At 67.2% G+C, this 21,848-nt stretch carries 24 protein-coding genes; 13 read left to right on the top strand and 11 right to left on the bottom strand.

Features of this window, described 5'->3' with window-relative positions:
- The first annotated feature begins 192 nt into the window (after positions 1-192).
- The 4 genes from GY40_RS05385 to GY40_RS05370 are packed head-to-tail and all read left to right on the top strand — an operon-like array spanning position 193 to position 2,922.
- Positions 193-771 (top strand): DUF1285 domain-containing protein, encoded by a 579-nt coding sequence (locus tag GY40_RS05385; protein ID WP_248311118.1) that lies wholly within the window; start codon positions 193-195, stop codon positions 769-771.
- Positions 768-1,421, top strand: coding sequence for a CoA pyrophosphatase (locus GY40_RS05380; RefSeq protein ID WP_038359262.1), 654 nt, complete (start codon positions 768-770; stop codon positions 1,419-1,421). Before GY40_RS05385 ends, GY40_RS05380 begins: the two co-directional genes overlap by 4 nt.
- An 11-nt stretch (positions 1,422-1,432) precedes the next feature.
- Positions 1,433-1,690 carry a DUF6111 family protein gene (locus GY40_RS05375; RefSeq protein ID WP_038359260.1) on the top strand — a complete coding sequence of 86 codons (258 nt, stop codon included), beginning with the start codon at positions 1,433-1,435 and terminating at the stop codon, positions 1,688-1,690.
- Positions 1,687-2,922 carry a CCA tRNA nucleotidyltransferase gene (locus GY40_RS05370; RefSeq protein WP_038359255.1) on the top strand — a complete coding sequence of 412 codons (1,236 nt, stop codon included), beginning with the start codon at positions 1,687-1,689 and terminating at the stop codon, positions 2,920-2,922. The genes GY40_RS05375 and GY40_RS05370 overlap by 4 nt, the downstream gene beginning before the upstream one ends.
- 41 nt (positions 2,923-2,963) lie before the next feature.
- Here the strand turns inward: GY40_RS05370 and hemF are convergent, their stop codons facing one another.
- Positions 2,964-3,896: an oxygen-dependent coproporphyrinogen oxidase gene (gene hemF / locus GY40_RS05365; protein ID WP_038359253.1), complete on the bottom strand. Its 933-nt coding sequence runs from the start codon at positions 3,894-3,896 to the stop codon at positions 2,964-2,966.
- Positions 3,874-4,392, bottom strand: coding sequence for a tRNA (cytidine(34)-2'-O)-methyltransferase (locus GY40_RS05360; RefSeq protein WP_051987534.1), 519 nt, complete (start codon positions 4,390-4,392; stop codon positions 3,874-3,876). Before GY40_RS05360 ends, hemF begins: the two co-directional genes overlap by 23 nt.
- Before the next feature lie 119 nt (positions 4,393-4,511).
- Here GY40_RS05360 and GY40_RS05355 point away from each other — a divergent pair, with 119 nt between their 5' ends.
- The 8 genes from GY40_RS05355 (at position 4,512) to GY40_RS05320 (ending at position 12,828) form a co-directional block, all read left to right on the top strand.
- Positions 4,512-6,377, top strand: coding sequence for an ABC transporter ATP-binding protein (locus GY40_RS05355; protein ID WP_038359252.1), 1,866 nt, complete (start codon positions 4,512-4,514; stop codon positions 6,375-6,377).
- A 189-nt stretch (positions 6,378-6,566) separates the two neighbouring features.
- A complete protein-coding gene (gene petA, locus GY40_RS05350; protein WP_248311091.1) occupies positions 6,567-7,115 on the top strand; it encodes a ubiquinol-cytochrome c reductase iron-sulfur subunit in 549 nt (182 codons plus the stop codon).
- A gap of 53 nt (positions 7,116-7,168) precedes the next feature.
- The gene (locus GY40_RS05345) at positions 7,169-8,452 is read left to right on the top strand and encodes a cytochrome b (RefSeq protein ID WP_038359251.1); all 1,284 of its coding nucleotides are present in this window, start codon (positions 7,169-7,171) and stop codon (positions 8,450-8,452) included.
- Positions 8,453-8,459: 7 nt separating this feature from the next.
- Positions 8,460-9,344 carry a cytochrome c1 gene (locus GY40_RS05340; RefSeq protein ID WP_038359249.1) on the top strand — a complete coding sequence of 295 codons (885 nt, stop codon included), beginning with the start codon at positions 8,460-8,462 and terminating at the stop codon, positions 9,342-9,344.
- Positions 9,345-9,590: 246 nt separating this feature from the next.
- On the top strand, positions 9,591-10,469 hold the full coding sequence (locus GY40_RS05335) for an S-methyl-5'-thioadenosine phosphorylase (RefSeq protein WP_038359248.1): 879 nt from the start codon (positions 9,591-9,593) through the stop codon (positions 10,467-10,469).
- A gap of 62 nt (positions 10,470-10,531) precedes the next feature.
- The gene (locus GY40_RS05330) at positions 10,532-11,068 is read left to right on the top strand and encodes an adenine phosphoribosyltransferase (RefSeq protein ID WP_038360183.1); all 537 of its coding nucleotides are present in this window, start codon (positions 10,532-10,534) and stop codon (positions 11,066-11,068) included.
- 9 nt (positions 11,069-11,077) lie between these two features.
- Positions 11,078-12,187, top strand: coding sequence for an S-methyl-5-thioribose-1-phosphate isomerase (gene mtnA / locus GY40_RS05325; RefSeq protein WP_038359246.1), 1,110 nt, complete (start codon positions 11,078-11,080; stop codon positions 12,185-12,187).
- Entirely contained in the window at positions 12,184-12,828 is a 645-nt protein-coding gene (locus GY40_RS05320) for a class II aldolase/adducin family protein (RefSeq protein ID WP_038359243.1), read from the top strand. Before mtnA ends, GY40_RS05320 begins: the two co-directional genes overlap by 4 nt.
- Before the next feature lie 75 nt (positions 12,829-12,903).
- On the opposite strand, the gene GY40_RS05315 is transcribed toward GY40_RS05320, so the two are convergent.
- From GY40_RS05315 to ychF, 5 genes are all read right to left on the bottom strand, one after another.
- Positions 12,904-14,223: an MFS transporter gene (locus GY40_RS05315; protein ID WP_038359241.1), complete on the bottom strand. Its 1,320-nt coding sequence runs from the start codon at positions 14,221-14,223 to the stop codon at positions 12,904-12,906.
- A gap of 46 nt (positions 14,224-14,269) precedes the next feature.
- Positions 14,270-14,965, bottom strand: a complete 696-nt coding sequence (locus GY40_RS05310) for an RraA family protein (RefSeq protein WP_038359239.1) — start codon at positions 14,963-14,965, stop codon at positions 14,270-14,272.
- Positions 14,962-15,669 (bottom strand): FadR/GntR family transcriptional regulator, encoded by a 708-nt coding sequence (locus GY40_RS05305; protein WP_051987533.1) that lies wholly within the window; start codon positions 15,667-15,669, stop codon positions 14,962-14,964. Before GY40_RS05305 ends, GY40_RS05310 begins: the two co-directional genes overlap by 4 nt.
- A gap of 212 nt (positions 15,670-15,881) precedes the next feature.
- Positions 15,882-16,895 (bottom strand): MaoC family dehydratase, encoded by a 1,014-nt coding sequence (locus GY40_RS05300; protein WP_038359237.1) that lies wholly within the window; start codon positions 16,893-16,895, stop codon positions 15,882-15,884.
- 22 nt (positions 16,896-16,917) lie between these two features.
- Positions 16,918-18,015 (bottom strand): redox-regulated ATPase YchF, encoded by a 1,098-nt coding sequence (gene ychF, locus GY40_RS05295; protein ID WP_038359234.1) that lies wholly within the window; start codon positions 18,013-18,015, stop codon positions 16,918-16,920.
- A 207-nt stretch (positions 18,016-18,222) separates the two neighbouring features.
- Between ychF and GY40_RS05290 the strand changes: the two genes are divergently transcribed.
- Positions 18,223-18,822: a DUF5666 domain-containing protein gene (locus GY40_RS05290; RefSeq protein ID WP_038359231.1), complete on the top strand. Its 600-nt coding sequence runs from the start codon at positions 18,223-18,225 to the stop codon at positions 18,820-18,822.
- A gap of 175 nt (positions 18,823-18,997) precedes the next feature.
- Here the strand turns inward: GY40_RS05290 and pth are convergent, their stop codons facing one another.
- From pth to queC, 4 genes are all read right to left on the bottom strand, one after another.
- On the bottom strand, positions 18,998-19,612 hold the full coding sequence (pth, locus tag GY40_RS05285) for an aminoacyl-tRNA hydrolase (RefSeq protein ID WP_038359229.1): 615 nt from the start codon (positions 19,610-19,612) through the stop codon (positions 18,998-19,000).
- A 149-nt stretch (positions 19,613-19,761) separates the two neighbouring features.
- Positions 19,762-20,382, bottom strand: a complete 621-nt coding sequence (locus tag GY40_RS05280; RefSeq protein ID WP_038360177.1) for a 50S ribosomal protein L25/general stress protein Ctc — start codon at positions 20,380-20,382, stop codon at positions 19,762-19,764.
- 179 nt (positions 20,383-20,561) lie between these two features.
- Positions 20,562-21,125, bottom strand: coding sequence for a VUT family protein (locus GY40_RS05275; protein ID WP_038359226.1), 564 nt, complete (start codon positions 21,123-21,125; stop codon positions 20,562-20,564).
- Positions 21,115-21,843, bottom strand: coding sequence for a 7-cyano-7-deazaguanine synthase QueC (gene queC, locus GY40_RS05270; RefSeq protein WP_038359223.1), 729 nt, complete (start codon positions 21,841-21,843; stop codon positions 21,115-21,117). The genes GY40_RS05275 and queC overlap by 11 nt, the downstream gene beginning before the upstream one ends.
- Positions 21,844-21,848: the final 5 nt, after the last annotated feature.

Genomic DNA, 21,848 nt, shown 5'->3' with positions numbered 1-21,848 from the left:
GCAGGACGCGAACCCGACGGCATGTTCCACCGTTGAATGTGGACGGGCCGTTTTGCAGTCTCAAGCGCCGATTGCGGCGGTACACATAAACTCGGCTTCACGATTATGTGGAGTTCAAGGCGGAAACACGATGCAACCAATATGCCGCGGACGAAAACGGCGGGGCTTTCGATGACGGCGCCGGGCAATGCGATGGAAAGGCTGATGGCGGCGCTCGGGAGCGGAACGCCCGGCAAACCGCGCGGCTTGCCGCCTGTCGAGCGCTGGAACCCGCCCTTTTGCGGCGATCTCGACATGCGCATCGCCGCCGACGGCACCTGGTTCTATCTGGGTACGCCGATCGGCCGGCCGGCGCTGGTGAAGCTGTTCTCCTCGGTTCTCAAGCGCGAGGGCGACGAGCACTTTCTCGTGACCCCGGTCGAAAAAATCCGCATCCGGGTCGACGATGCGCCTTTCCAGGCCGTGGAGATGCAGGTCGACGGTGAGGGCGACGGGCGCACCCTGGCCTTCAGGACGCAGGTCGACGACCTGCTCAGCGTCGGGCCGGAGCATGGCCTGCGCTTCGAGCGGGCTGCCAAGGACGGGCTGAAGCCCTATGTGCATGTCCGGCGTGGGCTCTGGGCCCGGCTGACGCGGGCCTTGACCTATGACCTTCTGGCACTCGGCGAGGTGCGGGAGGTCGCGGGCGAGGCAATGTTCGGCATCGCGGCCGCGGGGCATTTCTATCCGGCTCTGCCGGCAAGCGAGATCGAGGGCCTCGATATCTCATGACATCAGGGAAAGCCCTCAATCTCAGCGCCGAGGTCTTCGCGGCGTTGGCGCGGGAGCGCCTGCGGCCCGAGCCGCCTCTGCTCGGCGATGTGATCGCCCGGCCGCGCGGCGACCATGAGAATCAGCCGCAGCCCGTGCCCATTCCCGACGAGGAGCGGGCGGTTCCCGCCGCCGTGCTGATCGGCGTGGTGGCGCGCGCGGCGGGGCCGACCGTGCTGCTCACCCAGCGATCGGCGGCTTTGCGCAACCATTCGGCGCAGGTCGCCTTTCCGGGCGGACGGGTCGATGCCGTCGACGGCTCGCCAGTCGTGACCGCGCTGCGCGAGACGGAGGAGGAGATCGGGCTTGCCCGCGAGCATGTCCGCACGCTCGGCTTCCTCGACGCCTATCTGACCGGAACCGGCTACCGCATCGTGCCGGTGGTCGCGCTGGTCGAGCCACCGTTCTCGCTGACGATCAACCACAACGAGGTCGACGAGGCCTTCGAGACCCCGCTCTCCTTCCTGCTCGACCCCGCCAACCACAAGCGCGAGGGGCGCGAGTGGCAGGGCCATATGCGCACCTACTATGCGATGTCTTTCGGGGATCGCTATATCTGGGGCGCGACCGCCGGCATCATTCGTAACCTTTACGAGCGGCTGGCGGGCTGAAGGACGAGAGAATGCTGCGCGCGATCATCGAAGAGGTTCTGCTCTTCGTCCTGCCCTTCTGCATCTTCGCGGGCTATCTCGTCGTCCGGCGGCGCAACCCCTTCGATGTCGAGCACTGGAGTCGCCATGCCTTCTGGCTGGCGGTCGTCGGGCTCGCGCTGGTGATCGGCATCCTCGCCGTCGAGGGCTTCATGACGAAGCGCAGCCAGGGCGCCTACGAGCCGCCGCATATGGAGAACGGCGTGCTCGTGCCCGGCCGGTTCCGATGAACGCTCCGGCACAGGACAGGATCGCGGCCTTCCTGGCGCGACCGGTTCTGGTGCGCCTGCTCGCCGCGCTCAACGGCGAGGGCGAGGAGACCCGCATCGTCGGCGGTGCCATCCGCAACCTGCTGCTCGGCGAGCCGATCAGCGATATCGATCTCGCCACGACCGCCCTGCCGAAGGAAACGATCCGGCGCGGCCGGGCGGCGGGCTTCAAGGCCGTGCCGACCGGCATCGCGCACGGCACGGTGACGCTCGTCGGTGGCGGCGCGAGCTTCGAGGTGACGACGCTGCGGCAGGATGTCGAGACCGACGGACGCCGGGCCAAGGTCGTCTTCGGCCGCGACTTCACCACCGATGCGACGCGACGCGACTTCACCATCAATGCGCTCGGGCTCGACCGGGACGGCCGGGTCCATGACTATTGCGGAGGCCTCGCCGACCTCGCCGCGCGCCGCGTACGCTTCATCGGCGATGCCGCGACCCGCATTCGCGAAGACTACCTGCGCATCCTGCGCTTCTTCCGCTTTCATGCGCGCTATGGCGCAGGGGGGCCCGATTCCGAGGGGATTGCGGCCTGCATCGCCGGGCGGGATGGGCTCGGGGGCCTGTCGCGCGAGCGGGTGCGGGCGGAGCTGATGAAGCTGCTGGTCGCGCCGGGCGCCTCGGCCACCTTGCAGGCGATGGCGGGGGCCGGGCTGCTGATGCCGGTGATCGGCGGGGTGCCGCATCTCTCCCGTTTCGCGGCTGTGGCCGGGGATGGCGGCGAAGGTGTCCATCCGGCGTTCCGGCTGGCGGCGCTGTCGGTCGCGGTGAGCGAGGACGCCGTAAGGCTGCGCGAGCGATTGAGGCTGTCCAACGAGGAGTTCGACCGGATCGAGCGAATCGCCGCCGCGCTGGAAAGCCTCGGCGGGCAGCCGGGCCTGCCTCCCGTCGTCTCGCTGCGCCATGCCGCTCAAAGCACGGGGAGCGATGCGGTCGCCGCCGCACTGGTCCTGCTGAGCGCTTCGGCCGGGAAAGAGGCCGGACATGACGTGCAGCAGCTCATCGCCGAGCTCGCCAGGACGCCGCCCTTCCTGCCGACGGGCAAGGACGTCGTCGCGCTTGGCGTCCCGCCCGGGCCTCGTGTCGGACGGCTGCTGGAAGCAGCCCGGCGGGGCTGGATCGAGGCCGGCTGCCCGGCCGGCATGGATGAGCAGATGGGGTTTGTCGGAGAGATCGTAAGGTCGGCCCGGTAAGCGCCGGTTCCCCCATGCCCCGCTTGGCGAGGCTGCGCGCCTTACGGCCAGCGCACCGTCGGCGGCATCGAGGACAGGATGGAATCGACGTTGCCGCCGGTCTTCAGGCCGAAGATCGTGCCGCGGTCATAGAGCAGGTTGAACTCGACATAGCGGCCGCGCCGGACCTGCTGCTCATGGCGCTGTGCCTCGCTCCAGGGCTTGCCGATGTTGCGGCATAGGACGTTCGGATAGATGTCGAGAAACGCCTCGCCGACGGCGCGGGTGAAGGCGAAGTCGGCTTCGACATCCCCGGTCCAGATATAATCGTAGAAGATGCCGCCGATGCCGCGCGGTTCGTTGCGGTGCTTCAGGAAGAAGTACTCGTCGCACCACTCCTTGAAGTTCTGATAATCCGCGACCTTCGGGAAGCGGTCGCAGGGCCGGCGCATCGCCGCGTGGAAGTCGCGGCTGTCGGGATCGTCCTGCGTGCGGCGGGCGTCGAGCACCGGCGTCAGATCGGCGCCGCCGCCGAACCAAGGCCGCGTCGTCACCACGAAACGCGTGTTCATGTGGACGGTCGGGGCGTTCGGGTTCCAGGGGTGGGCGATCAGCGAGATGCCCGTGGCGTGGAAGCGCGGATCGTCCGCAGCGCCGGGAATCTGCGCGGCGAAGTCGGGATGAAAGCTGCCATGCACCGTCGAGACATGGACGCCGACCTTCTCGAAGACGCGGCCCTTCATGATCGACATCACGCCGCCGCCGCCCGGCGCGCCGTCATGATTGGTGCGCTGCCAGGGCTTGCGGGCGAAGCGGCCGGGCGTGGCATCGGCCTCGGGCGCGAAGGGACCGGCGGCCTCGTCCTCAATCTGCTCGAAGGCCGCGCAGATCCGGTCGCGCAGATCCGCGAACCAGGCCGCCGCGCGTGGCTTCAGCGCGGCGACGGCGGCAGCATCGACGGGAGCGGAGGTTTCAGCGGGGCGGCGCGTGCTCATGATCGGTCCGGTTGGCTTCTGCGCGGCCGGGAAAGCCGCCTGTCTGTCGCAATGCCTCGCCCATTACCATCGCGGCGGCCAGCGCGACATTGATCGAGCGCAAACCGGGGCGCATCGGGATATGCAGGCTCGCCTGCGCCGCCTCGCGCACCTCAGGCGTCACGCCGGCGGATTCGCGCCCGACCATGACGATGTCGTTCGGCCGGAAGGCGAAATCCGGCAGGGCGACATCGCCATCCGTCTCGGCCAGCACGAGCCGGCGTCCTTCCGCCCGGCGCCATTCCTCGAAGGCCCGGAAGGAATCATGGCGCGCCACGGTGGCGCGCTCGAGATAGTCCATGCCCGAGCGGCGGAAATGTCGGTCCGAGACATCGAAGGCCGCCGGCTCGACGATATCGACGGCGAGGCCGAGACAGGCCGCCATGCGGATCATCGTGCCGGCGTTCTGCGGAATGTCCGGCTGGAAGAGCGCGAGGCGGAGAACAATGGCTGTCATCGGGCTGCTGTCATGGGCTGGCGGGCCGACATGCGTCAAGCAGGGTGGTCTTCGGTCTGAATCGAACCCATATCTCGCTCTGAATTTCGCCGCGATATCGACCCAGAGGAGGGCGGTTCATGTTCGCATCGCTTTTCCGCTGGCTCGAGAGCCGCATCGACGTCTTCGCTCCCTTCGACGAGCGGGAGACGCCGCCGCGCGGCGTCTGGCCGTTCATGTGGCATCACATCAAGGGCGTGAAGGGCTGGATGGCGGTGATCATGATCACCGGCCTCGGCTTCAGCGGCATCGAGGCGGCGATGTATCTGATGGTCGGCTGGTTCGTCGACCTGCTCTCGACCCAGTCGCCCGAGACGATCTTCCGCGACCATGGCTGGGTGCTCGCGGGGGCGGCCTTCCTGCTCGTCGTGGTGCGGCCGCTGATCTATTTCGCCAACCACGCCATCGTCGACCAGGTTGTGGTGCCGCAGATCACCAACCAGATCCGCTGGCGCAACCATGTCTACACGCTCGGCCACGCGCTCTCCTATTTCCAGAACGATTTCGCCGGGCGGCTCTCGGCCCGCGTCATCCAGGCGGGGCAGTCGATCCGCGGCGCGACCATCGAGGTCATCGACGACCTGTGGTACGCGCTGGTCTTCGCCACGGTCGCGATCGGCTTCTTCGGCAAGACCAGCCTGTGGCTGGCGCTGCCGGTCGTCGCCTGGCTCGGAGCCTATGTGGCGCTGCTGGTCTATTTCGTGCCACGGGCCAAGAAGCGCTCGGAGGCGAATTCGCTCGGCCGCTCCAGCACGACCGGGCGCATCGTCGATTCCTATACCAACATCCTGACGGTGAAGCTGTTCGCGCGGGCCGATGCCGAGCGCTCGGCCGTGCGCGAATCGCTGGGATGGTGGAACGAATCCTTCCTCAATCTCTCGCGCCTGATCACGGGCGTCAGTGTCATCCTGCAGGCGATGAACAGCCTGCTCGTCGTGGCGACGGCGTGGCTGGCGCTCTGGTTGTGGAGCCATGGCGAGATGACGCCCGGCGCGGTCGCGGCGGCCATCGGCCTGGTGCTGCGCCTCGTGCAGATGTCGAGTTGGCTGATCCATCTCGTGCGCGGCATCTTCGAGAATATCGGCTCGGTGCAGGAGAGCATGGAGACGATCGCCAAGCCGCACGACCTGCCGGATGCACCCGGCGCCGTGCCGCTGGTGATCGACGAAGGGGCGATCCGCTTCGACAAGATCCGCTTCAACTACGGCAAGGGGGACGGGCTGTTCGACGGGCTCGACCTGTCGATCAAGCCCGGCGAGCGCGTCGGGCTTGTTGGCCCCTCCGGCGCGGGCAAGTCGACGCTGGTGAACCTTCTGCTCAGGCTCTACCCGCTCGAGGGCGGGCGCATCCTGATCGACGGGCAGGACATCGCCCATGTCACGCAGGATTCGCTGCGGGCCCAGATCGGCATGGTGACGCAGGACAATTCGCTGCTGCACCGCTCGATCGGCGACAACATCGCCTATGGCCGCATCGGCGCGGGCGAGGCCGAGATCGCGACCGCGGCGACGCAGGCCGAGGCGCACGACTTCATTGTCGGCCTGCACGACCAGGACGGCCGCAAGGGCTTCGATTCGCGCGTCGGCGAGCGCGGGGTGAAGCTCTCCGGCGGCCAGCGCCAGCGCATTGCGATCGCCCGCGTGCTGCTGAAGGATGCGCCGATCCTGATCCTCGACGAGGCGACTTCGGCGCTCGATTCGGAGGTCGAGGCGGCGATCCAGCAGCAGCTCGCGGCGCTGATGCAGGGCAAGACGGTGATCGCGATCGCGCACCGGCTCTCGACCATCGCGGCGCTCGACCGCCTGATCGTGCTCGACAAGGGCCGGATCGTCGATACCGGCAGCCATGAGGAGCTGATCGCGCGCGGTGGGCTCTATGCCCGGCTCTGGGCCCGCCAGTCCGGCGGATTCCTGGCCGCGGCCGATCCGGAGAAGCTCGCGGTCTGAGCCCTCGCCAGCCGCCTGTGCGCCATGCGCTGACGGGACGCTCGCGACAGTAGACTTCGTCAAATCTGCATGTCAAAGAGCCCAAGGTGACGCACCGCCGCATTGCGGAGGTTGCGACGCGCCCCTATGAGGGCGATAGGCGACAATTTCGAGCTGTTCCAGCTCGCAAGACGTATGAGGGATTGGATCGTGGCGCACGCGACCGATACATCGACCGGAACAACCCGCCGCGACTTCCTGCTGCTCGCGACCGGCGCCGCCGGCGCGGTCGCGGCCGGCTCCATCGTCGTTCCGCTGATCAGCCAGCTCGCGCCCGACGCCCAGACCATCGCGGCCGGCGCGCCGGTCGATGTCGATCTGGCGCCGATCGCGGCTGGCCAGGCGATCAAGATCTTCTGGCGCGGTAAGCCCATCTTCGTGCGCCACCGCACCAAGAAGGAGATCGACGAGGCGCTCGCCGTCGACGTCAGCACGCTGCGCGACCCGCAGACCGACCAGCAGCGCACCAAGGCCGGCCACGAGCAGTATCTCATCGTCTTCGGCAACTGCACCCATCTCGGCTGCATTCCGCTCGGCACCGCTCCGGGCGAGTCGAAGGGCGATTTCGACGGCTGGTTCTGCCCCTGCCATGGCTCGCACTACGATTCCTCCGGCCGCATTCGCAAGGGCCCGGCACCGCTCAACCTGCCGGTTCCGCCCTATGCCTTCACGGCGGACACCAAGATCAAGATCGGCTGAGCGATGCGCTCGACGCTTTCCCGACAGATTGAGACAGCCTTGAGGCATTCTTCATGAGTGGTCACAGTTCATACGTTCCGAAGACCGGCATCGAACGCTGGCTCGACGCGCGCCTGCCGATCATCCGGCTGGCTCATGATTCGGCGGTGTCCTACCCGGTTCCGCGCAACCTGAACTACCTGTGGACCTTCGGCGGCATCCTGGTGTTCATGCTGGTGGCGCAGATCATCACCGGCGTCATCCTGGTGATGCACTACACGCCGCATGCGACGATGGCCTTCAACTCCGTCGAGCACATCATGCGCGACGTGAACTATGGCTGGCTGCTGCGCTACCTGCACTCCAACGGCGCCTCGATGTTCTTCGTCGCGGTCTATGTGCATATCTTCCGCGGCATCTATTACGGCTCGTACAAGGCCCCGCGCGAGGTGCTCTGGATCCTCGGCGTCGTCATCTTCCTTTTGATGATGGCCACGGCCTTCATGGGCTACGTGCTGCCCTGGGGCCAGATGTCCTTCTGGGGCGCGACCGTCATCACCAACCTGTTCTCGGCCCTGCCGGTGGTCGGCGAGACGATCGTGACCTATCTCTGGGGCGGCTACTCGGTCGACAATCCGACGCTGAACCGCTTCTTCTCGCTGCACTACCTGCTGCCGTTCATGATCTTCGGCGTCGTCGGGCTGCACATCTGGGCGCTGCACGTCGTCGGACAGAACAACCCGACCGGCGTCGAGGTGAAGAACGTCGAGAAGGACACCGTTCCGTTCACGCCCTATGCGACCATCAAGGACGTGTTCGGCATGGTCGTGTTCATGATTGTGTTCGGCTGGTTCGTGTTCTATCAGCCGAATTTCATGGGCCACGCCGACAACTACATCCAGGCGAACCCGGCCGCGACGCCGGCGCATATCGTGCCCGAATGGTACTTCCTGCCGTTCTACGCGATCCTGCGCGCCATCCCCGACAAGCTCGGCGGCGTCCTCGCCATGGGCTCGGCCATCGTGGTGCTCGCCTTCCTGCCCTGGCTCGACACCTCCAAGGTCAAGTCGATGAACTACCGGCCGATCGCGCGCCAGCTGTTCTGGGCCTGGGTCATCGTCTGCATCGGGCTCGGCTATCTCGGCGCGATGCCGCCGGAGGGCGGCTACGTCATCGCCTCGCAGATCTTCACCGTGCTGTATTTCGGCTTCTTCGTCGCGCTGTTCGTCGTCGGCCTGTTCGAGCGTCCGAAGGCGCTGCCGACCTCGATCGCCGACTCCGTGCTGGCCTCCGCCAAGAACGGCTCGGCCGTCCGCATGGCGGCCGCCACCGCTGCCGAACCGAACGTCAAGGGCTGACGGAACCATGAGCAGAACATCGTTTCGTCTGGCCCTGACGGGTCTCGCCGCCGGCCTTGCCTTCACGGCACTGTCGCTTCCGGCCGCCCGCGCGGCGGAAGGTCGTGTCGAGCCGCCGCAGCTCAGCTGGAGCTTCTCGGGCCCGCTCGGCAAGTTCGACCGGGCGCAGCTCCAGCGCGGCTTCAAGGTCTACAAGGAAGTCTGCTCGAGCTGCCACGGCGCCAGCCTCGTCGCCTTCCGCAACCTGTCGGAGCCCGGCGGCCCCGAATTCACGCCCGGCCAGGTCGCGGCGCTCGCGGCGACCTACCAGATCAAGGACGGCCCGAACGAGACGGGCGAGATGTTCGACCGGCCGGGCCGCCCGGCGGATCGTTTCCCCTCGCCCTTCCCGAACGAGCAGGCGGCCCGTGCGGCCCAGGGCGGCGCCTATCCGCCGGACTTCTCGGTTCTGGCCAAGGCGCGCACCTATGAGCGCGGCTTCCCGCGCTTCATCTTCGACATCTTCACCCAGTATCAGGAGCAGGGCCCGGACTACATCCACGCCCTGATGGTCGGCTACAAGGAGCCGCCCGCCGGCTTCCAGGCTCTCCTGCCCGGGCAGAATTACAACGAATACATGCCCGGTCACCTGATCGCGATGCCGAAGCCGCTTTCGGACGGTCAGGTCGAATATCCGAAGGGCGCGGACGGCAAGCCGCAAGTGCCCGAGACGGTCGACCAGTACGCGCGCGACGTCGCCGCCTTCATGGTCTGGATGGCGGAGCCCCATATGGAGCAGCGCAAGCGCATCGCGCTGTGGTTCATGCCCTTCCTCGTGATCCTCGCCTTCCTGCTCTACTTCAGCAAGAAGAAGATCTGGTCGCGCATGCCGGATGGCTCGCCGGCCCATTGAGGCAACAGGACATCCTTCTGGAAAAGGCTCCGCTCGGCGGGGCCTTTTTCTTTTGGGGCCTCCGTTTCCGCCCATCTTGCGGGTCCTGTATTGCGAGCGTCATCGAAAGGTGATCCCTTCCGCGCCCGCACCGGAACGCCGCGCGTCCTATCGGGCGCGGCAACGGCGATCGACCTATTTGTTACCGCATCGGTTGTCCCCGAAAAGTGGCTTCCACCTTTCGGCCGATGCTTGAGGGAAGCATTCATGAGCGAAGCCGTACTCGGAATCATCGGCGGATCGGGCATCTACGATCTGCCGGGCCTGACGGATATCCGCGAGGAGCGGATCGAGAGCCCCTGGGGCCAACCTTCCGATGCGCTGCGGATCGGCCGGATCGGCTCGACGAAGATCGTCTTCCTGCCGCGGCACGGGCGGGGCCATGCGCTCTCTCCCTCCGACATCAACTACCGCGCCAATATCGACGTGCTGAAGCGGGCGGGCGTGACCGATCTCGTCTCGCTCTCGGCCTGCGGCTCCTACAAGGCCGAGCTCTATCCGGGGCTCTTCGTGCTGGTCGACCAGTTCGTCGACCGTACCAGCCGGCGCGAGAGTTCCTTCTTCGGCAAGGGCTGCGTCGCCCATGTCTCCGTCGCCCATCCGGTGGGGCCGGGTCTGCAGAACCGGCTCGCCGAAGCGGCTGAAGCGGAGGAACTGCCCTTCGTTCGGGGCGGCACGCTGGTGACGATGGAAGGGCCGCAATTCTCGACCTATGCCGAATCGATGACCTATCGCGGGCTTGGCTATGACCTGATCGGCATGACCGCGATGCCCGAGGCCAAGCTCGCGCGCGAGGCCGAGATCACCTACGCCACCGTCGCGATGGTGACGGATTACGATTGCTGGCACGAGCTGCATGGCGCGGTCGACGTCGCCTCCGTCGTCGCGGTGCTGCATGAGAACGCCGACAAGGCGCGCCGCCTCGTCGCTCGCCTGGCCGCGGACTTCTCGGCCGAGCGCGAGCCTTGTCCTGCCGGCTCGCACAACGCCCTCGACAACGCGATCATCACGGCGCCTGCCTTCCGCGATCCGGCCCTGTTGGCCAAGCTCGACGCCGTCGCCGGACGGGTGCTCAAGAGCGCGTGATGGCCGCACCCTTGACGAAGCGGGCCGGGCGTCCGACCAAGGCGCTCGACCACGCGCCCGGGATGCCGCCCATGAATCTCGCCGACACGATCCGTGCCATCCCGGATTATCCGCGGCCCGGCATCATCTTTCGCGACATCACCACGCTGCTCGGCGATGCGCGTGCCTTCCGGCGCGCTGTGGACGAGCTGGTACAGCCCTTCGCGGGCTTAAAGATCGCCAAGATCGCCGGCATCGAGGCGCGGGGCTTCATCCTCGGCGGCGCGGTGGCGCACCAGCTTTCGGCCGGCTTCATCCCGGTGCGCAAGAAGGGCAAGCTGCCGGGCGAGACGCTGCGCGTGACCTATGCGCTCGAATACGGCACCGATGAGATCGAGGTGCATCGCGACGCGGTGCAGCCGGGCGAGCGCGTCTTGCTCGTCGACGATCTGATCGCGACCGGCGGCACGGCGGAAGGCGCGGTCAATCTCCTGACGAGGCTCGGCGCCGAGGTGGTGGCGGCGTGCTTCATCGTCGACCTGCCGGAGCTCGGCGGGGCCGACAAGATCCGCCGGCTCGGCGTGCCGGTCCGGACGCTGGTCTCCTTCAGCGGGCATTGAGCGCAGACAATGAAGATCAATGGCCAGCATTACCGGACGATCTGGCTCGCACAGGACGGCTGGCGCGTCGTCGTCATCGACCAGACGCGGCTGCCTTTCCGCTTCGAGACGGTGGCGCTCGGTTCGGCCGAGCAGGCCGCCGACGCGATCCGCAACATGGTGGTGCGCGGCGCGCCGCTGATCGGCGCAACGGCCGCCTATGGCGTGGCGCTGGCGATGCGGGCCGACGCGTCCGACACGGCTCTGGACGTGGCGTTGGCCCTCCTTGGCGCCACGCGGCCGACGGCGGTCAATCTGCGCTGGGCGCTCGCGCGCATGCGGCGCGTGCTGGCACCGCTTGCTCCGGCCGCCCGCGTCGAAGCAGCTTATGGCGAGGCGGCTGCGATCTGCGACGAGGATGTCGCGCTCTGCCGCGCCATTGGCGGGCATGGCCTGCCGTTGGTCCGCGAGATCGCGGCGCGCAAGCCGGCGGGCCAGCCCGTCAATATCCTGACCCATTGCAATGCCGGCTGGATCGCCACGGTGGACTGGGGTACGGCGCTGGCGCCGATCTATCTGGCCCATGATGCCGGCATTCCGGTCCATGTGTGGGTCGACGAGACGCGCCCGCGCAACCAGGGCGCGGCGCTGACGGCCTATGAGCTCGGCGCCCATGGCGTGCCGCATACCGTGATCACCGACAATGCCGGCGGCCATCTGATGCAGCGGGGGCAGGTCGATCTCGTCATCGTCGGGACGGATCGCACCACGGCGAGCGGCGATGTCGCCAACAAGATCGGCACTTACCTCAAGGCGCTGGCGGCGCATGACAATGGTGTGCCGTTCTATGTCGCGTTGCCCTCGCCGACGATCGACTGGAGCATTCGCGACGGCCTGCGCGATATTCCGATCGAGGAGCGCGCCGGTCGCGAGGTCACGCATCTCGCCGGGCTGGCGGAGGATGGCGAGGTGAGGGCGGTCAGGGTCGTGGCGCCGGGCAGCGCGGTGGCGAACCCGGCCTTCGACGTCACGCCGGCGCGGCTGGTGACGGGGCTGATCACCGAGCGTGGCGTCTGTGCCGCGAGCAGCGAGGGGCTGGCGGGGCTGTTCCCGGATCTGGCGTGTGGAGCGGCGGCATGAACGAGCAGGCGTTGCGGGCAGAGATCGTCGGGGTCGCGCAGGCGATCGACCGGGCTGGATTCTGCCCCTCGAAATCCGGCAATGTCTCGGCGCGCTTCGAGGGCGGTTTGCTGGTCACGCCGTCCGGGCTGCCCTATGCGCAGACCAAGCCGGAGGATCTGATCCATCTTTCGCTCGACGGCGCGGTGCTTTCGGGCGCGCGCAAGCCATCCTCGGAATGGCCGTTCCATGTCGAGATCTACAAGGCGCGGCCGGATGCGCAGGCGATCGTGCACACCCATTCGCCGCGCGCGACGGCGCTCTCCTGCACGCGGCGCGGCATTCCGGCCTTCCACTACATGATCGCGCTCTGCGGCGGGGCGGATGTGCGTTGCGCCGATTATGCGACCTTCGGCACGCCCGAGCTTGCCGCCAATGCGGTGCAGGCGCTGGAGGGTCGCAAGGCTGTGCTGCTCGCCAATCACGGCGTCATCGCGCTCGGCGGCTCGCTTGCCGGCGCGCATCAGATCGTCGCCGAGGTCGAGAACCTCGCCGGGCAGTATCTCGACATCCTCGCCGCGGGGCTCGAGCCGGTCATCCTTGACACCGAGGAGATGGCGCGGGTCTCGGCGAAATTCGCGGGCTACGGCAAGGTCGGCTGACGGCGCGGCGGCTTTCGCAAAGCCGGAGCATCCGCACGGGCTCGTGCAAGCCGAGCCCGTGCGGGGCGTTGAGGCTCAATCGTGGATCGAGCGATGCTTGATCACCAGGACCGCGATGATCGTCAGGGCGCAGCAGGCCATCAGATAGGCGGCCACCAGGGTCGGCTTGCCGCCCGCAGCTGCGACCAGCGATGCCGCGATCAGCGGCGTGGGGCCCGCGACGAGCACGCCGTTGAGCTCACGCGACATGGCGAGACCGGAAAAGCGATAGCGCGTCGGGAACAGGTTCGCCAGGAACGCGCCCTGCGCGCCCGCCATCGCCCCGAAGCCGATGCCGTAGCCCAGGCCGATGCCCACCGTGGACCAGACCACGCTGTGCGTGTCGAACATCCAGAACAGCGGATAGGCCAGGAGGAGCACGAACAGAGCCCCGCCGGCATAGACCTTGGCGCTGCCGATGCGATCGGCCAGCGCTCCCATGAGCGGCACGCCGGCGATGCCGAACAGCGAGCCGATGGTGACGGCGACCAGGCCCTCGGTGCGGGACATGCCGACCGTGTTGATCATGTAGCTGAGCGAGAAGGCGCTCAGGATATAGGCGTTGGCATTGTGGCCGGTGACGCTCAGGAAGCCGAACAGGACCTCGCGCGGGCTGTTGCGGAAGAGCTCGCCGAGCGGCACGCGCTGCTCGTGGCGCTTCGCCTCGGCGCGGGCCATCGCCGCGACATATTCCGGCGTCTCGTCGAGATGCTTGCGGATATAGAACGCGACCAGGAACAGCGCGCCCGAGATCAGGAAGGGAACGCGCCAGGCCCAGCCGAGCAGCACATCCTCGGGCAGATAGGAGATCAGCAGGAAGGAGAGCGTCGCCAGCATGATGCCGACGAGCGTCGCGGCATTGGGCAGCCCGGTGTAGAAGGCGCGCTTGCTGGGCGGCGCGTATTCCGCGACGAGGACGATGGCGCCGGCGAGCTCCGCGCCCGCGCCGAAGCCCTGGATCAGGCGCATGAGCACGAGCAGGATCGGTGCTGCAAGGCCGATGCTTTCATAGGTCGGCAGCAAGCCCATCAGCACGGTCGCCAGACCCATCAAAGTGATGGTCAGGATCAGGGCCGGCTTGCGGCCGAACGTGTCGCCGATATGCGAGATGACGATGCCGCCGACGGGGCGCGCGAAATAGCCGACCGCGAAGGTCGCGAAGGCGGCCAGCACGCCGGTCGTCGGCGAGAGGTTGGGAAAGAACAGCTTGTTGATGATCACGCCCGAGGCGGCGCCGTAGAGCGCGTAGTCGTACCATTCGATCACCGTGCCGACCGTCGCTGCGGTCACGGCCTTGCCGAGATTCGCCCGGCCGGCCTCGGTCGCCGCCGGCGTGGAAGCGTCTGTCGTCGTCATATCTGTGGGCGTTCCTCTTTTGATTCTGTCCGTTCGCGGTGCCCGCTCACATGATTCCGGTCTTGGCGAAGATCGCGGTCGTCGTCTCGCCCGCCAGGATCATGTCCCGGACGTCGTTCTCGCCGCGCACCTTGTCGAAAGCTGCCGCCAGAACGTCCTTTTCGTGCCTGGCCGGGACGATGACGACGCCATCGATATCGGCGACGACGAGGTCTCCGTTCTCGACGCGACAGCCATTGCCGAAGCGCAGAGGGCAGCGATAATCGATGACGCGGCCGCGCACACGCTGGTCTTGCGCATAGCTGCCCGCCGAAAAGATCGGGAAGCCCAGACCCAGGATCTCGCGGGTATCGCGGTGGTAGCCGTCCAGCACGGCGCCGACCGCGCCGAGCTTGGCGGCACGCGTGCTCATCAGGCCGCCCCAGAGCGCATAGGTCGGCGAGGAACCGGTGCAGATATAGATCTCGCCGGGCTTGAGGTCGTCGAGAGCCTCGAACATCAGGCCGAAGGGCTCGGCGCCGCCGCGCACGGCGGTGTCGCCGGCGCAATCGGCCTCCTGAACCGTCATGGCCCTGCCGGCGATGACGGTTCCGGGCACCAGGGCCCTGATCTCGGGCGGAAGGAACTGGCTCGTCAGCCCCATCGCATCCATCACGTCGCCGAGAACGGCGGTGTACAGCTTGGCCTTGATCTCGGCGAACAGGGCTTCCTCCGGCGAGGCGATAGCGGGATTGGCAGTCATGATGGTCCTCGGTTCTGGGTGAGCGCGCGCTCGAAGCGGCCTATGGCGGAGGCGAAATGCGCGGCCATGCCGGCGCGGGCACGTCCGGGATCGCCGGCGATGACGCCGGCAGCCGTTTCAAGATGGACTTCGACGATCACGCCCCATTCCTCGGCATTGCGGGCGAGGCTGAGGCCGCTGCGGGTCGACCGGCTGGCGACCTCGCTGATGCCGGCGAGCAATGAAGCGAGCAGATGGTTGCCGCTCGCCTCGGCCAGGGTCTTGTGGAACTGGATATCGAGGCGCCAGAAGGTCTCGACATCGCCGCGCGCTGCTCCGAGCGCCGCTGCCAGCCTTTCCAGCTCGGCAGCCTGTTCAGGGCTACGGTTCAGCGCGGCGAGCTCGGCCGCGACCTCCTCGAGCCCGCGCCGCACATTCATCACGTCCAGCATCCTGACCTGGCCGATCGCGAGGCCATGATTCATCAGATTGGCGAACGGCGCCTGCGCCAGGGCTGACACGGTCGGGCTGCGCCCGCTCGACACGGTGATGAGGCCGCGTCCGGCCAGCGCATTCGTCGCTTCGCGAACGGCCGGCCGGCTCACTTCGAACTGGCGTGCAAGCTCCGACTCGCTCGGCAGGGCGTCGCCGGGGCCGAGTCCTTCCTCGAGGATCAGCCGGACGATGTAGTCGGCGACCTGATCTGAAATGCGTACCTGTTTCACGCGATCGCGCCCGGAATTTCAGGGCGTGAGTTCTCGTTTGAGCTTGCTTGTCTGTCAAGCTGTATGACAGGTTTGGCGCGACTTTAATGTGAATGGCGCTCGGCGGCGCTGAGAAGGTCGGGGCTGAGAAGTCGGCTGCCGCAAAATTGCCGATTGGGGCGATGCGGGGGAATCTGCCCGCGCGCTTCGGAGCCGCGACCGAGACGATGCGCTTACGCCGGCTTCCGCTCGACGAACACGCAGCCGTCGAAGCTGAAGACCTCTTCACCGCGCTGGTTGACGCCGGTGTTGCGGTGGAAGAACAGGCCCCATTGCGGGCGCGAGGCGCTTTCGCGCTTGTCGGCGACTTCGGAAAAATAGGTGATGCAGTCGCCGGCGAGGACCGGCTTCGACCAGCGCAGGTTCCTGAAGCCGGGCGAGGGGCCGAGACGCGCCGGGCGGCCGGTCGTCATGGCGAGCTGGCGCTTCCGATGCGAGACCATGGTCGCCATCCAGACCGCCGCCGTATGCCAGCCCGAGGCCGCGAGCTGGCCGAAGAGGCTGGTGCGCGCCGCCACCTCGTCCATATGGAAGGGCTGTGGATCGAAGCTGCGGGCGAAGGCGACGATCTCGTCGGGCGTGAAGACGAAGCTGCCGAGCTCGTAGCGCCGGCCGATCTCCAGCTCCTCGAAGAAGCGCGTCGGTTCGGGGGCTTCGGCCGGCGCGATCAGCGGGCTTTCCGAAGCGGGGCGTTCGTAATGCGGCGCATGGGCAAGCCAGTCGCCGCTGGGCTGGGCTGCGACATCGGAACCCCTGCGGCCGAACATGATCCAGTTGGTCTGTTCGAGGACGGGCTCGTCGCGCTGGTTGAGCAGTTCGAAGCGGAAGCGCACCAAACCCATCTCGGGACGGGAGCGCGAGGCTTTGGTTTCGAGCACGGTGCGCCGGGCGCTCAAGACATCGCCGGGGAAGACGGGCCTGAGCCATTTCACCTCGTCGATGCCCGGCGCGCCCATCGCGGTCGAGCCGAGCAGGAAGTCCTCCGCGATCAGCCGCATCAGCAGCGCGCAGCTATGCCAGCCCGAGCCGATCAGCCGGCCGACGAAGCTCGCCTTCGCCGCTTCCGGGTCGGTGTGGAAATCCTGCGCATCGTAGCGCGAGGCGAAGGCGATGATGTCGTCCTGCGAGACGGCGATGCCGCGCGTATGGACGCTTTCGCCGACGACGAAATCCTCGAACTGCAGCATCGGCCGGCCCCCTGCTCGCGCCTCAGTTCGCGAAGCGGAAATGCAGCACGTCGCCGTCGGCGACGACGTATTCCTTGCCTTCGAGCCGGAACTTGCCGGCCTCGCGCGCGCCTGCCTCGCCCTTGTTGGCGACATAGTCGTCATAGGCGATGGTCTCGGCGCGGATATAGCCCTTCTCGAAATCGGTATGGATCACGCCGGCGGCCTGCGGCCCTTTGGTGCCTTGCTCGATCGTCCAGGCGCGGGCTTCCTTCGGGCCCACGGTGAAATAGGTCACGAGGTTGAGCAGCTTGTAGCCGGCGCGGATCACGCGGTTGAGGCCGGGCTCGTCGAGGCCGACCGCTTCGAGATAATCGGTCTGCTCCTCCGGCGGCAGCACCGCGATCTCGCTCTCGATCTTGGCCGAGACGACGACGGCGACGGCACCTTCTTCGGCCGCGCGCGCCTTCACCAGTTCGGAGAAATGATTGCCCTTGTCGGCGCTCGCCTCCTCGACATTGCAGACATAGAGCACGGGCTTGGAAGAGAGCAGGCCGAGAAGCTCGAAGGTGCGACGCTCGTCCGCTGCGACCTGGACGAGGCGGGCCGGCTTGCCGTCGCGCAGCAGCACGAGGCAGCGATTCATCAGATCGGCCAGTTCCTTGGCCTCCTTGTCGCCGGACTTCGCCTTTTTCTCGAGCGGCTGGACGCGCTTCTCCAGGCTTTCGAGATCGGCCAGCATCAGCTCGGTCTCGATCGTCTCGATGTCGTCGATCGGCGAGATCTTGCCCTCGACATGGGTGATGTCGCCGTCCTCGAAGCAGCGCACGACATGGGCGATGGCGTCGCATTCGCGGATGTTGGCGAGGAACTGGTTGCCGAGACCCTCGCCGCGCGAGGCGCCGCGCACGAGGCCGGCGATGTCGACGAAGGTGAGCCGCGTCGGGATGATCTCCTTGGAGCCGGCGATGCCCGCGAGCTTCTCGAGCCGCTCATCCGGCACCGCCACGTCGCCGACATTCGGCTCGATGGTGCAGAACGGGTAGTTCGCGGCCTGCGCCGCCGCCGTCTGCGTCAGCGCGTTGAAGAGGGTCGACTTGCCGACATTCGGCAGGCCGACGATTCCGCATTTGAAGCCCATGATCGCCTATCCGATGCGCTGCTGCGGCCGAAAAGGCGGGCGCGCGCGATGTTGCAGAAATGATGGCGTCTTATTGGGGGGAGAGCGCCGTAAACACAAGGGGCAGGGCCGAATGGCAGGGCAGCGGCCTCACGGGAACGTGCATGGCGGCCGGCCGACGGCGCGTGCTGGATCGCTCAGCCGAGACATCTCGATAGGATCGCTCCCATGCTTCGCCTGCCATCCGTTGCCACCATCGCGTTGCTGGCCACCTCCGCAGTACTTGCCCAGACGCCCGGTACGCGGCTGCGCGGCGAGGTCGAGGCCATGAGCGGTTCGGTGCTGACGCTCAAGACTTCCGACGGCCGGGAGGCGAAGGTTGCGCTGGCCCCGGGCTTCTCCGCCGGCGGCGTGGTGCCCGCCAAGGCCTCCGACATCGCCAAGGGCGCCTTCATCGGCGTCGGTGCCAAGCCGCAGCCGGATGGGACATTGCTGGCGGTGCAGGTGATGATCTTCCCCGAGGCGATGCGCGGGACCGGTGAGGGGCATCGGCCATGGGGCGTGCTGCCGGACGCGACCATGACCAATGCGACCGTGGCCGATACGGTCTCGCGGGTCGATGGTGCCAATCTCGTGCTGAGCTATCCCGGTGGCGAGCAGAAGGTGACGATCACGCCGGACGCTGCCATCCTGATGGCCGCGCCGGCCGATGCGGCGGAGCTCAAGCCCGGCGCGCAGGTCGCGATGACGGCAAGCCGCCAGGCCGATGGCAGCTACAGCACGAGCCGGATCACCATCGCCAAATCGGGCGCCAAGCTGCCTTACTGAAAGAGATTATCTTTTCGGCAGGAGCCCCGTCATTCCGGACAGGCGGCGAACCCGCGCCGATCCGGAATCCATCGGAGGGCTCGGCAGTCTGCAATGGATTCCGGGTCTGCGCTTCGCTTGCCTGGAATGACGAAGTCATTTCCGGACTAACGACGGCGTTCTTCGGATCCGGACGTCAGCCTTCGCTCTTCTCGCCCAGCCGTTTCACGGCGGCGTGGCCGCGCGCATCCATGAAGAGATGCACCTTGTTCTGGAAGCCGGCATCGTCATGGGCGGCGAGGAGAGGGGCGAAGTCGGCGCAGGCGGTGCAGAGATCCTCGACCCAGGGCTGCTCGGCCTTGCCGAAATCGTTCAGTACATAGCCGTGGACCAGCTCCTTCAGGCCGGGATGGCCGATGCCCATCCGCACGCGGCGATAATCGTTGCCGATGGCCGCAGTGGTCGAGCGCAGGCCGTTATGGCCGGCATTGCCGCCTCCCAGTTTGATCCGCAGCTTCGCGGGGGCGAGGTCGAGCTCATCATGGAAGACAACGACATCGGCGGGCGCGATCTTGAAGAAGCGGGCGGCCTCGCCGATCGCGCGGCCGGATTCGTTCATATAGGTCTGCGGCTTGAGCAGGATGACCTTCTCGGTGCCGATCGTCGCCTCACAGGCCTCGGCCTGGAAGCGCGAGCGCCAGGGGGAGGCGCGATGCAGGCGGGCGATCTCGTCCACGGCCATGAAGCCGATATTGTGCCGGTTGCGGGCATAGCGCGCGCCGGGATTGCCGAGGCCGGCGAAGATCAGCATGGCGGGACTCCGGCAGGCTTATCGATTCAGCATGGGGCTCGGCCGAAAAGCACAAAGCACTTTCGGTCCGATGCCATAGCAAAACGGCCGGGGGAGCCCGGCCGTCTCGTGATCGTTCCAGGTGAACGGCGCCGGGCGGCGCCGTTTCATCAGGCCTTGGCTTCGGGAGCGGCTTCCGCGGCTTCGGCAGCGACGGGCTCGGCCTCGACGGTCGGCGCAGAGATCGTGACGATCGTAGCGTCAGCGCCAACGGTGAGCTTGGCGCCCGCCGGAAGCTTGATCGCGTCGGCGTGGATGGAGTCGCCGACGTTCAGGCCGGCCACCGACACGTCGATGGACTCCGGAATGCTGTCGGGCTCGACGGTGACTTCGAGGGCGTGCTCGACGATCTGGACCAGGCCGCCGCTCTTGACGCCGGGGCTCTGCTCCTGACCGACGACGTGAACCGGAACCTGGACCGTGACGGTCTGGCCCTTGGCGACGCGCAGGAAGTCGACATGGATCGGGAAATCCTTGACCGGGTCGAGCTGGTAATCGCGCGGAATGACGCGCTGCTTCTTACCGGCGACTTCGATCTCGAAGATCGTGGTCAGGAAGTGGCCGCCGAAAATCAGCTGGCGGGTCTTGTTGGCGTCGAGCGCGATGGCTTCGGGAGCGGCGCCCCCACCATAGATCACGGCAGGCGTCTGGCCCTGGCGGCGAACAGCACGGGCGGCCCCCTTGCCGACCTGTGCGCGCGCCGAAGCCTCGATTTGCTTCACGGCGGTCATGTTGGATGTCCTTGACTTGTAAAATGACAAGGCCGCCTCGTGGCGGCCATCGGATGGCGCGCCCAGAGCCTCCAAGGGTGTCAGCCGGGCGCGTGGCTGCTCATAGGCGAAAACCATCGCGATCTCAAGTCCGTTCAGGCCGCGGTCTCGAAACCGGGGCGGCCTGAACGACGGAGAGGTCAGGCGGCGACCAGGCCCAGGCGTTCGTCGCGACGGCGCAGGAGCTGCATCAGGGGCAGGGCGATCACGATCATCCAGGCCTTGCCGATCACCTGGCCGGCAAGGAAGTCGAGACTGCCGAAAGCCAGATGCAGGAAGATGACGCTGTCGACGACCAGCCCGACGAAACCGGAAGCGACGACCGCGGTGACGAAGCGCCGACGCTGCAGCGGCGTATAGACGGCGAAATCGGCGAGCTCCGACAGAGTGAAGGCCGCGACGGAGGCGATCACGATCGCCGATGGCGCCAGCAGCGCGGAAATCAGCGTGCCGATCGCGATGGCGGCAAGGCCTGCGGCCGGGCCCAGGCGCCGCTGAACGATGTCGCGCAGCACCAGCGCGAGCCCGATCATCAGCACACCGCTCGGGGCGCTGATGCCGGGCCAGACCGGGACGAGGCAAGGGCCCTGCGGCACGCAGACCGTGCCGACATTGCCGATCATCCAGTTCGCCGCCGGGATGGTGAGGCCGAACAGGACGAGCGCGATGACGCCCTCTGTCAGCCGCTGACGATCACGTGTCATAAGATGGTCCGCTGTTGCCGGGTGCGGCCAAATAGGCCGCAAAGCCTTTCGCACGCAAGTCGCAGGCCGGGCAATGCCCGCAGCCATAGCCCCAGCCATGCCGCGTCGCCCGGTCGCCAAGATAGCAGCTATGGGTCTCTTCGAGAACGAGGTCGAGCAGGGCCTGGCCGCCGATCTCGCGGGCGAGAGCGAAGGTCTGGGCCTTGTCGCGCCACATCAGCGGCGTGTGCAGGACGAGCCGCCGGTCAAGGCCCAGGCCGAGCGCGACCTGCATCGCCTTGATGGTGTCGTCGCGGCAGTCGGGGTAGCCGGAATAGTCGGTCTCACAGACGCCGAGCACGATGTGGCGCAGGTTGCGCCGGTAGGCGAGCGCCGCCGCGAAGGTGAGGAAGATCAGGTTCCGGCCGGGAACGAAGGTGGTCGGCAGGCCCGTCTCGGCGAAGACGATCTCGGTCTCGCGGGTCAGCGCCGTCTCGGAGATGGCGCCCAGCGCCGTAAGATCGACGACATGATCCGGTCCGAGCCGCTCGGCATAGGTGGCGGCGAGGGCGGGCAGCTTCGCCCGGATCGCCTGGCGGCATTCCATCTCGACGCGATGACGCTGGCCGTAATCGAAGCCGATCGTCTCGACCGCGTCGAAGCGGTCGAGTGCCCAGGCCAGCGCGGTGGTCGAATCCTGACCGCCGGAGAACAGCACCAGGGCGCGCGACTCTCCCAAGGCGG

Source organism: Allobosea sp. UNC402CLCol (assembly GCF_000745475.1).
In the GTDB taxonomy this organism is placed as follows: Bacteria; Pseudomonadota; Alphaproteobacteria; order Rhizobiales; family Beijerinckiaceae; genus Allobosea; species Allobosea spartocytisi.
This window is presented reverse-complemented; position numbering and strand designations above follow the sequence as displayed.

Coding starts and splice junctions, on each gene's coding strand:
- GY40_RS05385 (WP_248311118.1), top strand. CDS start 193: ATGGAAAGGCTGATGGCGGCGCTCGGGAGCGGAACGCCCGGCAAACCG.
- GY40_RS05380 (WP_038359262.1), top strand. CDS start 768: ATGACATCAGGGAAAGCCCTCAATCTCAGCGCCGAGGTCTTCGCGGCG.
- GY40_RS05375 (WP_038359260.1), top strand. CDS start 1,433: ATGCTGCGCGCGATCATCGAAGAGGTTCTGCTCTTCGTCCTGCCCTTC.
- GY40_RS05370 (WP_038359255.1), top strand. CDS start 1,687: ATGAACGCTCCGGCACAGGACAGGATCGCGGCCTTCCTGGCGCGACCG.
- hemF (WP_038359253.1), bottom strand. CDS start 3,896: ATGAGCACGCGCCGCCCCGCTGAAACCTCCGCTCCCGTCGATGCTGCC.
- GY40_RS05360 (WP_051987534.1), bottom strand. CDS start 4,392: ATGACAGCCATTGTTCTCCGCCTCGCGCTCTTCCAGCCGGACATTCCG.
- GY40_RS05355 (WP_038359252.1), top strand. CDS start 4,512: ATGTTCGCATCGCTTTTCCGCTGGCTCGAGAGCCGCATCGACGTCTTC.
- GY40_RS05345 (WP_038359251.1), top strand. CDS start 7,169: ATGAGTGGTCACAGTTCATACGTTCCGAAGACCGGCATCGAACGCTGG.
- GY40_RS05340 (WP_038359249.1), top strand. CDS start 8,460: ATGAGCAGAACATCGTTTCGTCTGGCCCTGACGGGTCTCGCCGCCGGC.
- GY40_RS05335 (WP_038359248.1), top strand. CDS start 9,591: ATGAGCGAAGCCGTACTCGGAATCATCGGCGGATCGGGCATCTACGAT.
- GY40_RS05330 (WP_038360183.1), top strand. CDS start 10,532: ATGCCGCCCATGAATCTCGCCGACACGATCCGTGCCATCCCGGATTAT.
- mtnA (WP_038359246.1), top strand. CDS start 11,078: ATGAAGATCAATGGCCAGCATTACCGGACGATCTGGCTCGCACAGGAC.
- GY40_RS05320 (WP_038359243.1), top strand. CDS start 12,184: ATGAACGAGCAGGCGTTGCGGGCAGAGATCGTCGGGGTCGCGCAGGCG.
- GY40_RS05315 (WP_038359241.1), bottom strand. CDS start 14,223: ATGACGACGACAGACGCTTCCACGCCGGCGGCGACCGAGGCCGGCCGG.
- GY40_RS05310 (WP_038359239.1), bottom strand. CDS start 14,965: ATGACTGCCAATCCCGCTATCGCCTCGCCGGAGGAAGCCCTGTTCGCC.
- GY40_RS05300 (WP_038359237.1), bottom strand. CDS start 16,895: ATGCTGCAGTTCGAGGATTTCGTCGTCGGCGAAAGCGTCCATACGCGC.
- ychF (WP_038359234.1), bottom strand. CDS start 18,015: ATGGGCTTCAAATGCGGAATCGTCGGCCTGCCGAATGTCGGCAAGTCG.
- GY40_RS05290 (WP_038359231.1), top strand. CDS start 18,223: ATGCTTCGCCTGCCATCCGTTGCCACCATCGCGTTGCTGGCCACCTCC.
- pth (WP_038359229.1), bottom strand. CDS start 19,612: ATGCTGATCTTCGCCGGCCTCGGCAATCCCGGCGCGCGCTATGCCCGC.
- GY40_RS05280 (WP_038360177.1), bottom strand. CDS start 20,382: ATGACCGCCGTGAAGCAAATCGAGGCTTCGGCGCGCGCACAGGTCGGC.
- GY40_RS05275 (WP_038359226.1), bottom strand. CDS start 21,125: ATGACACGTGATCGTCAGCGGCTGACAGAGGGCGTCATCGCGCTCGTC.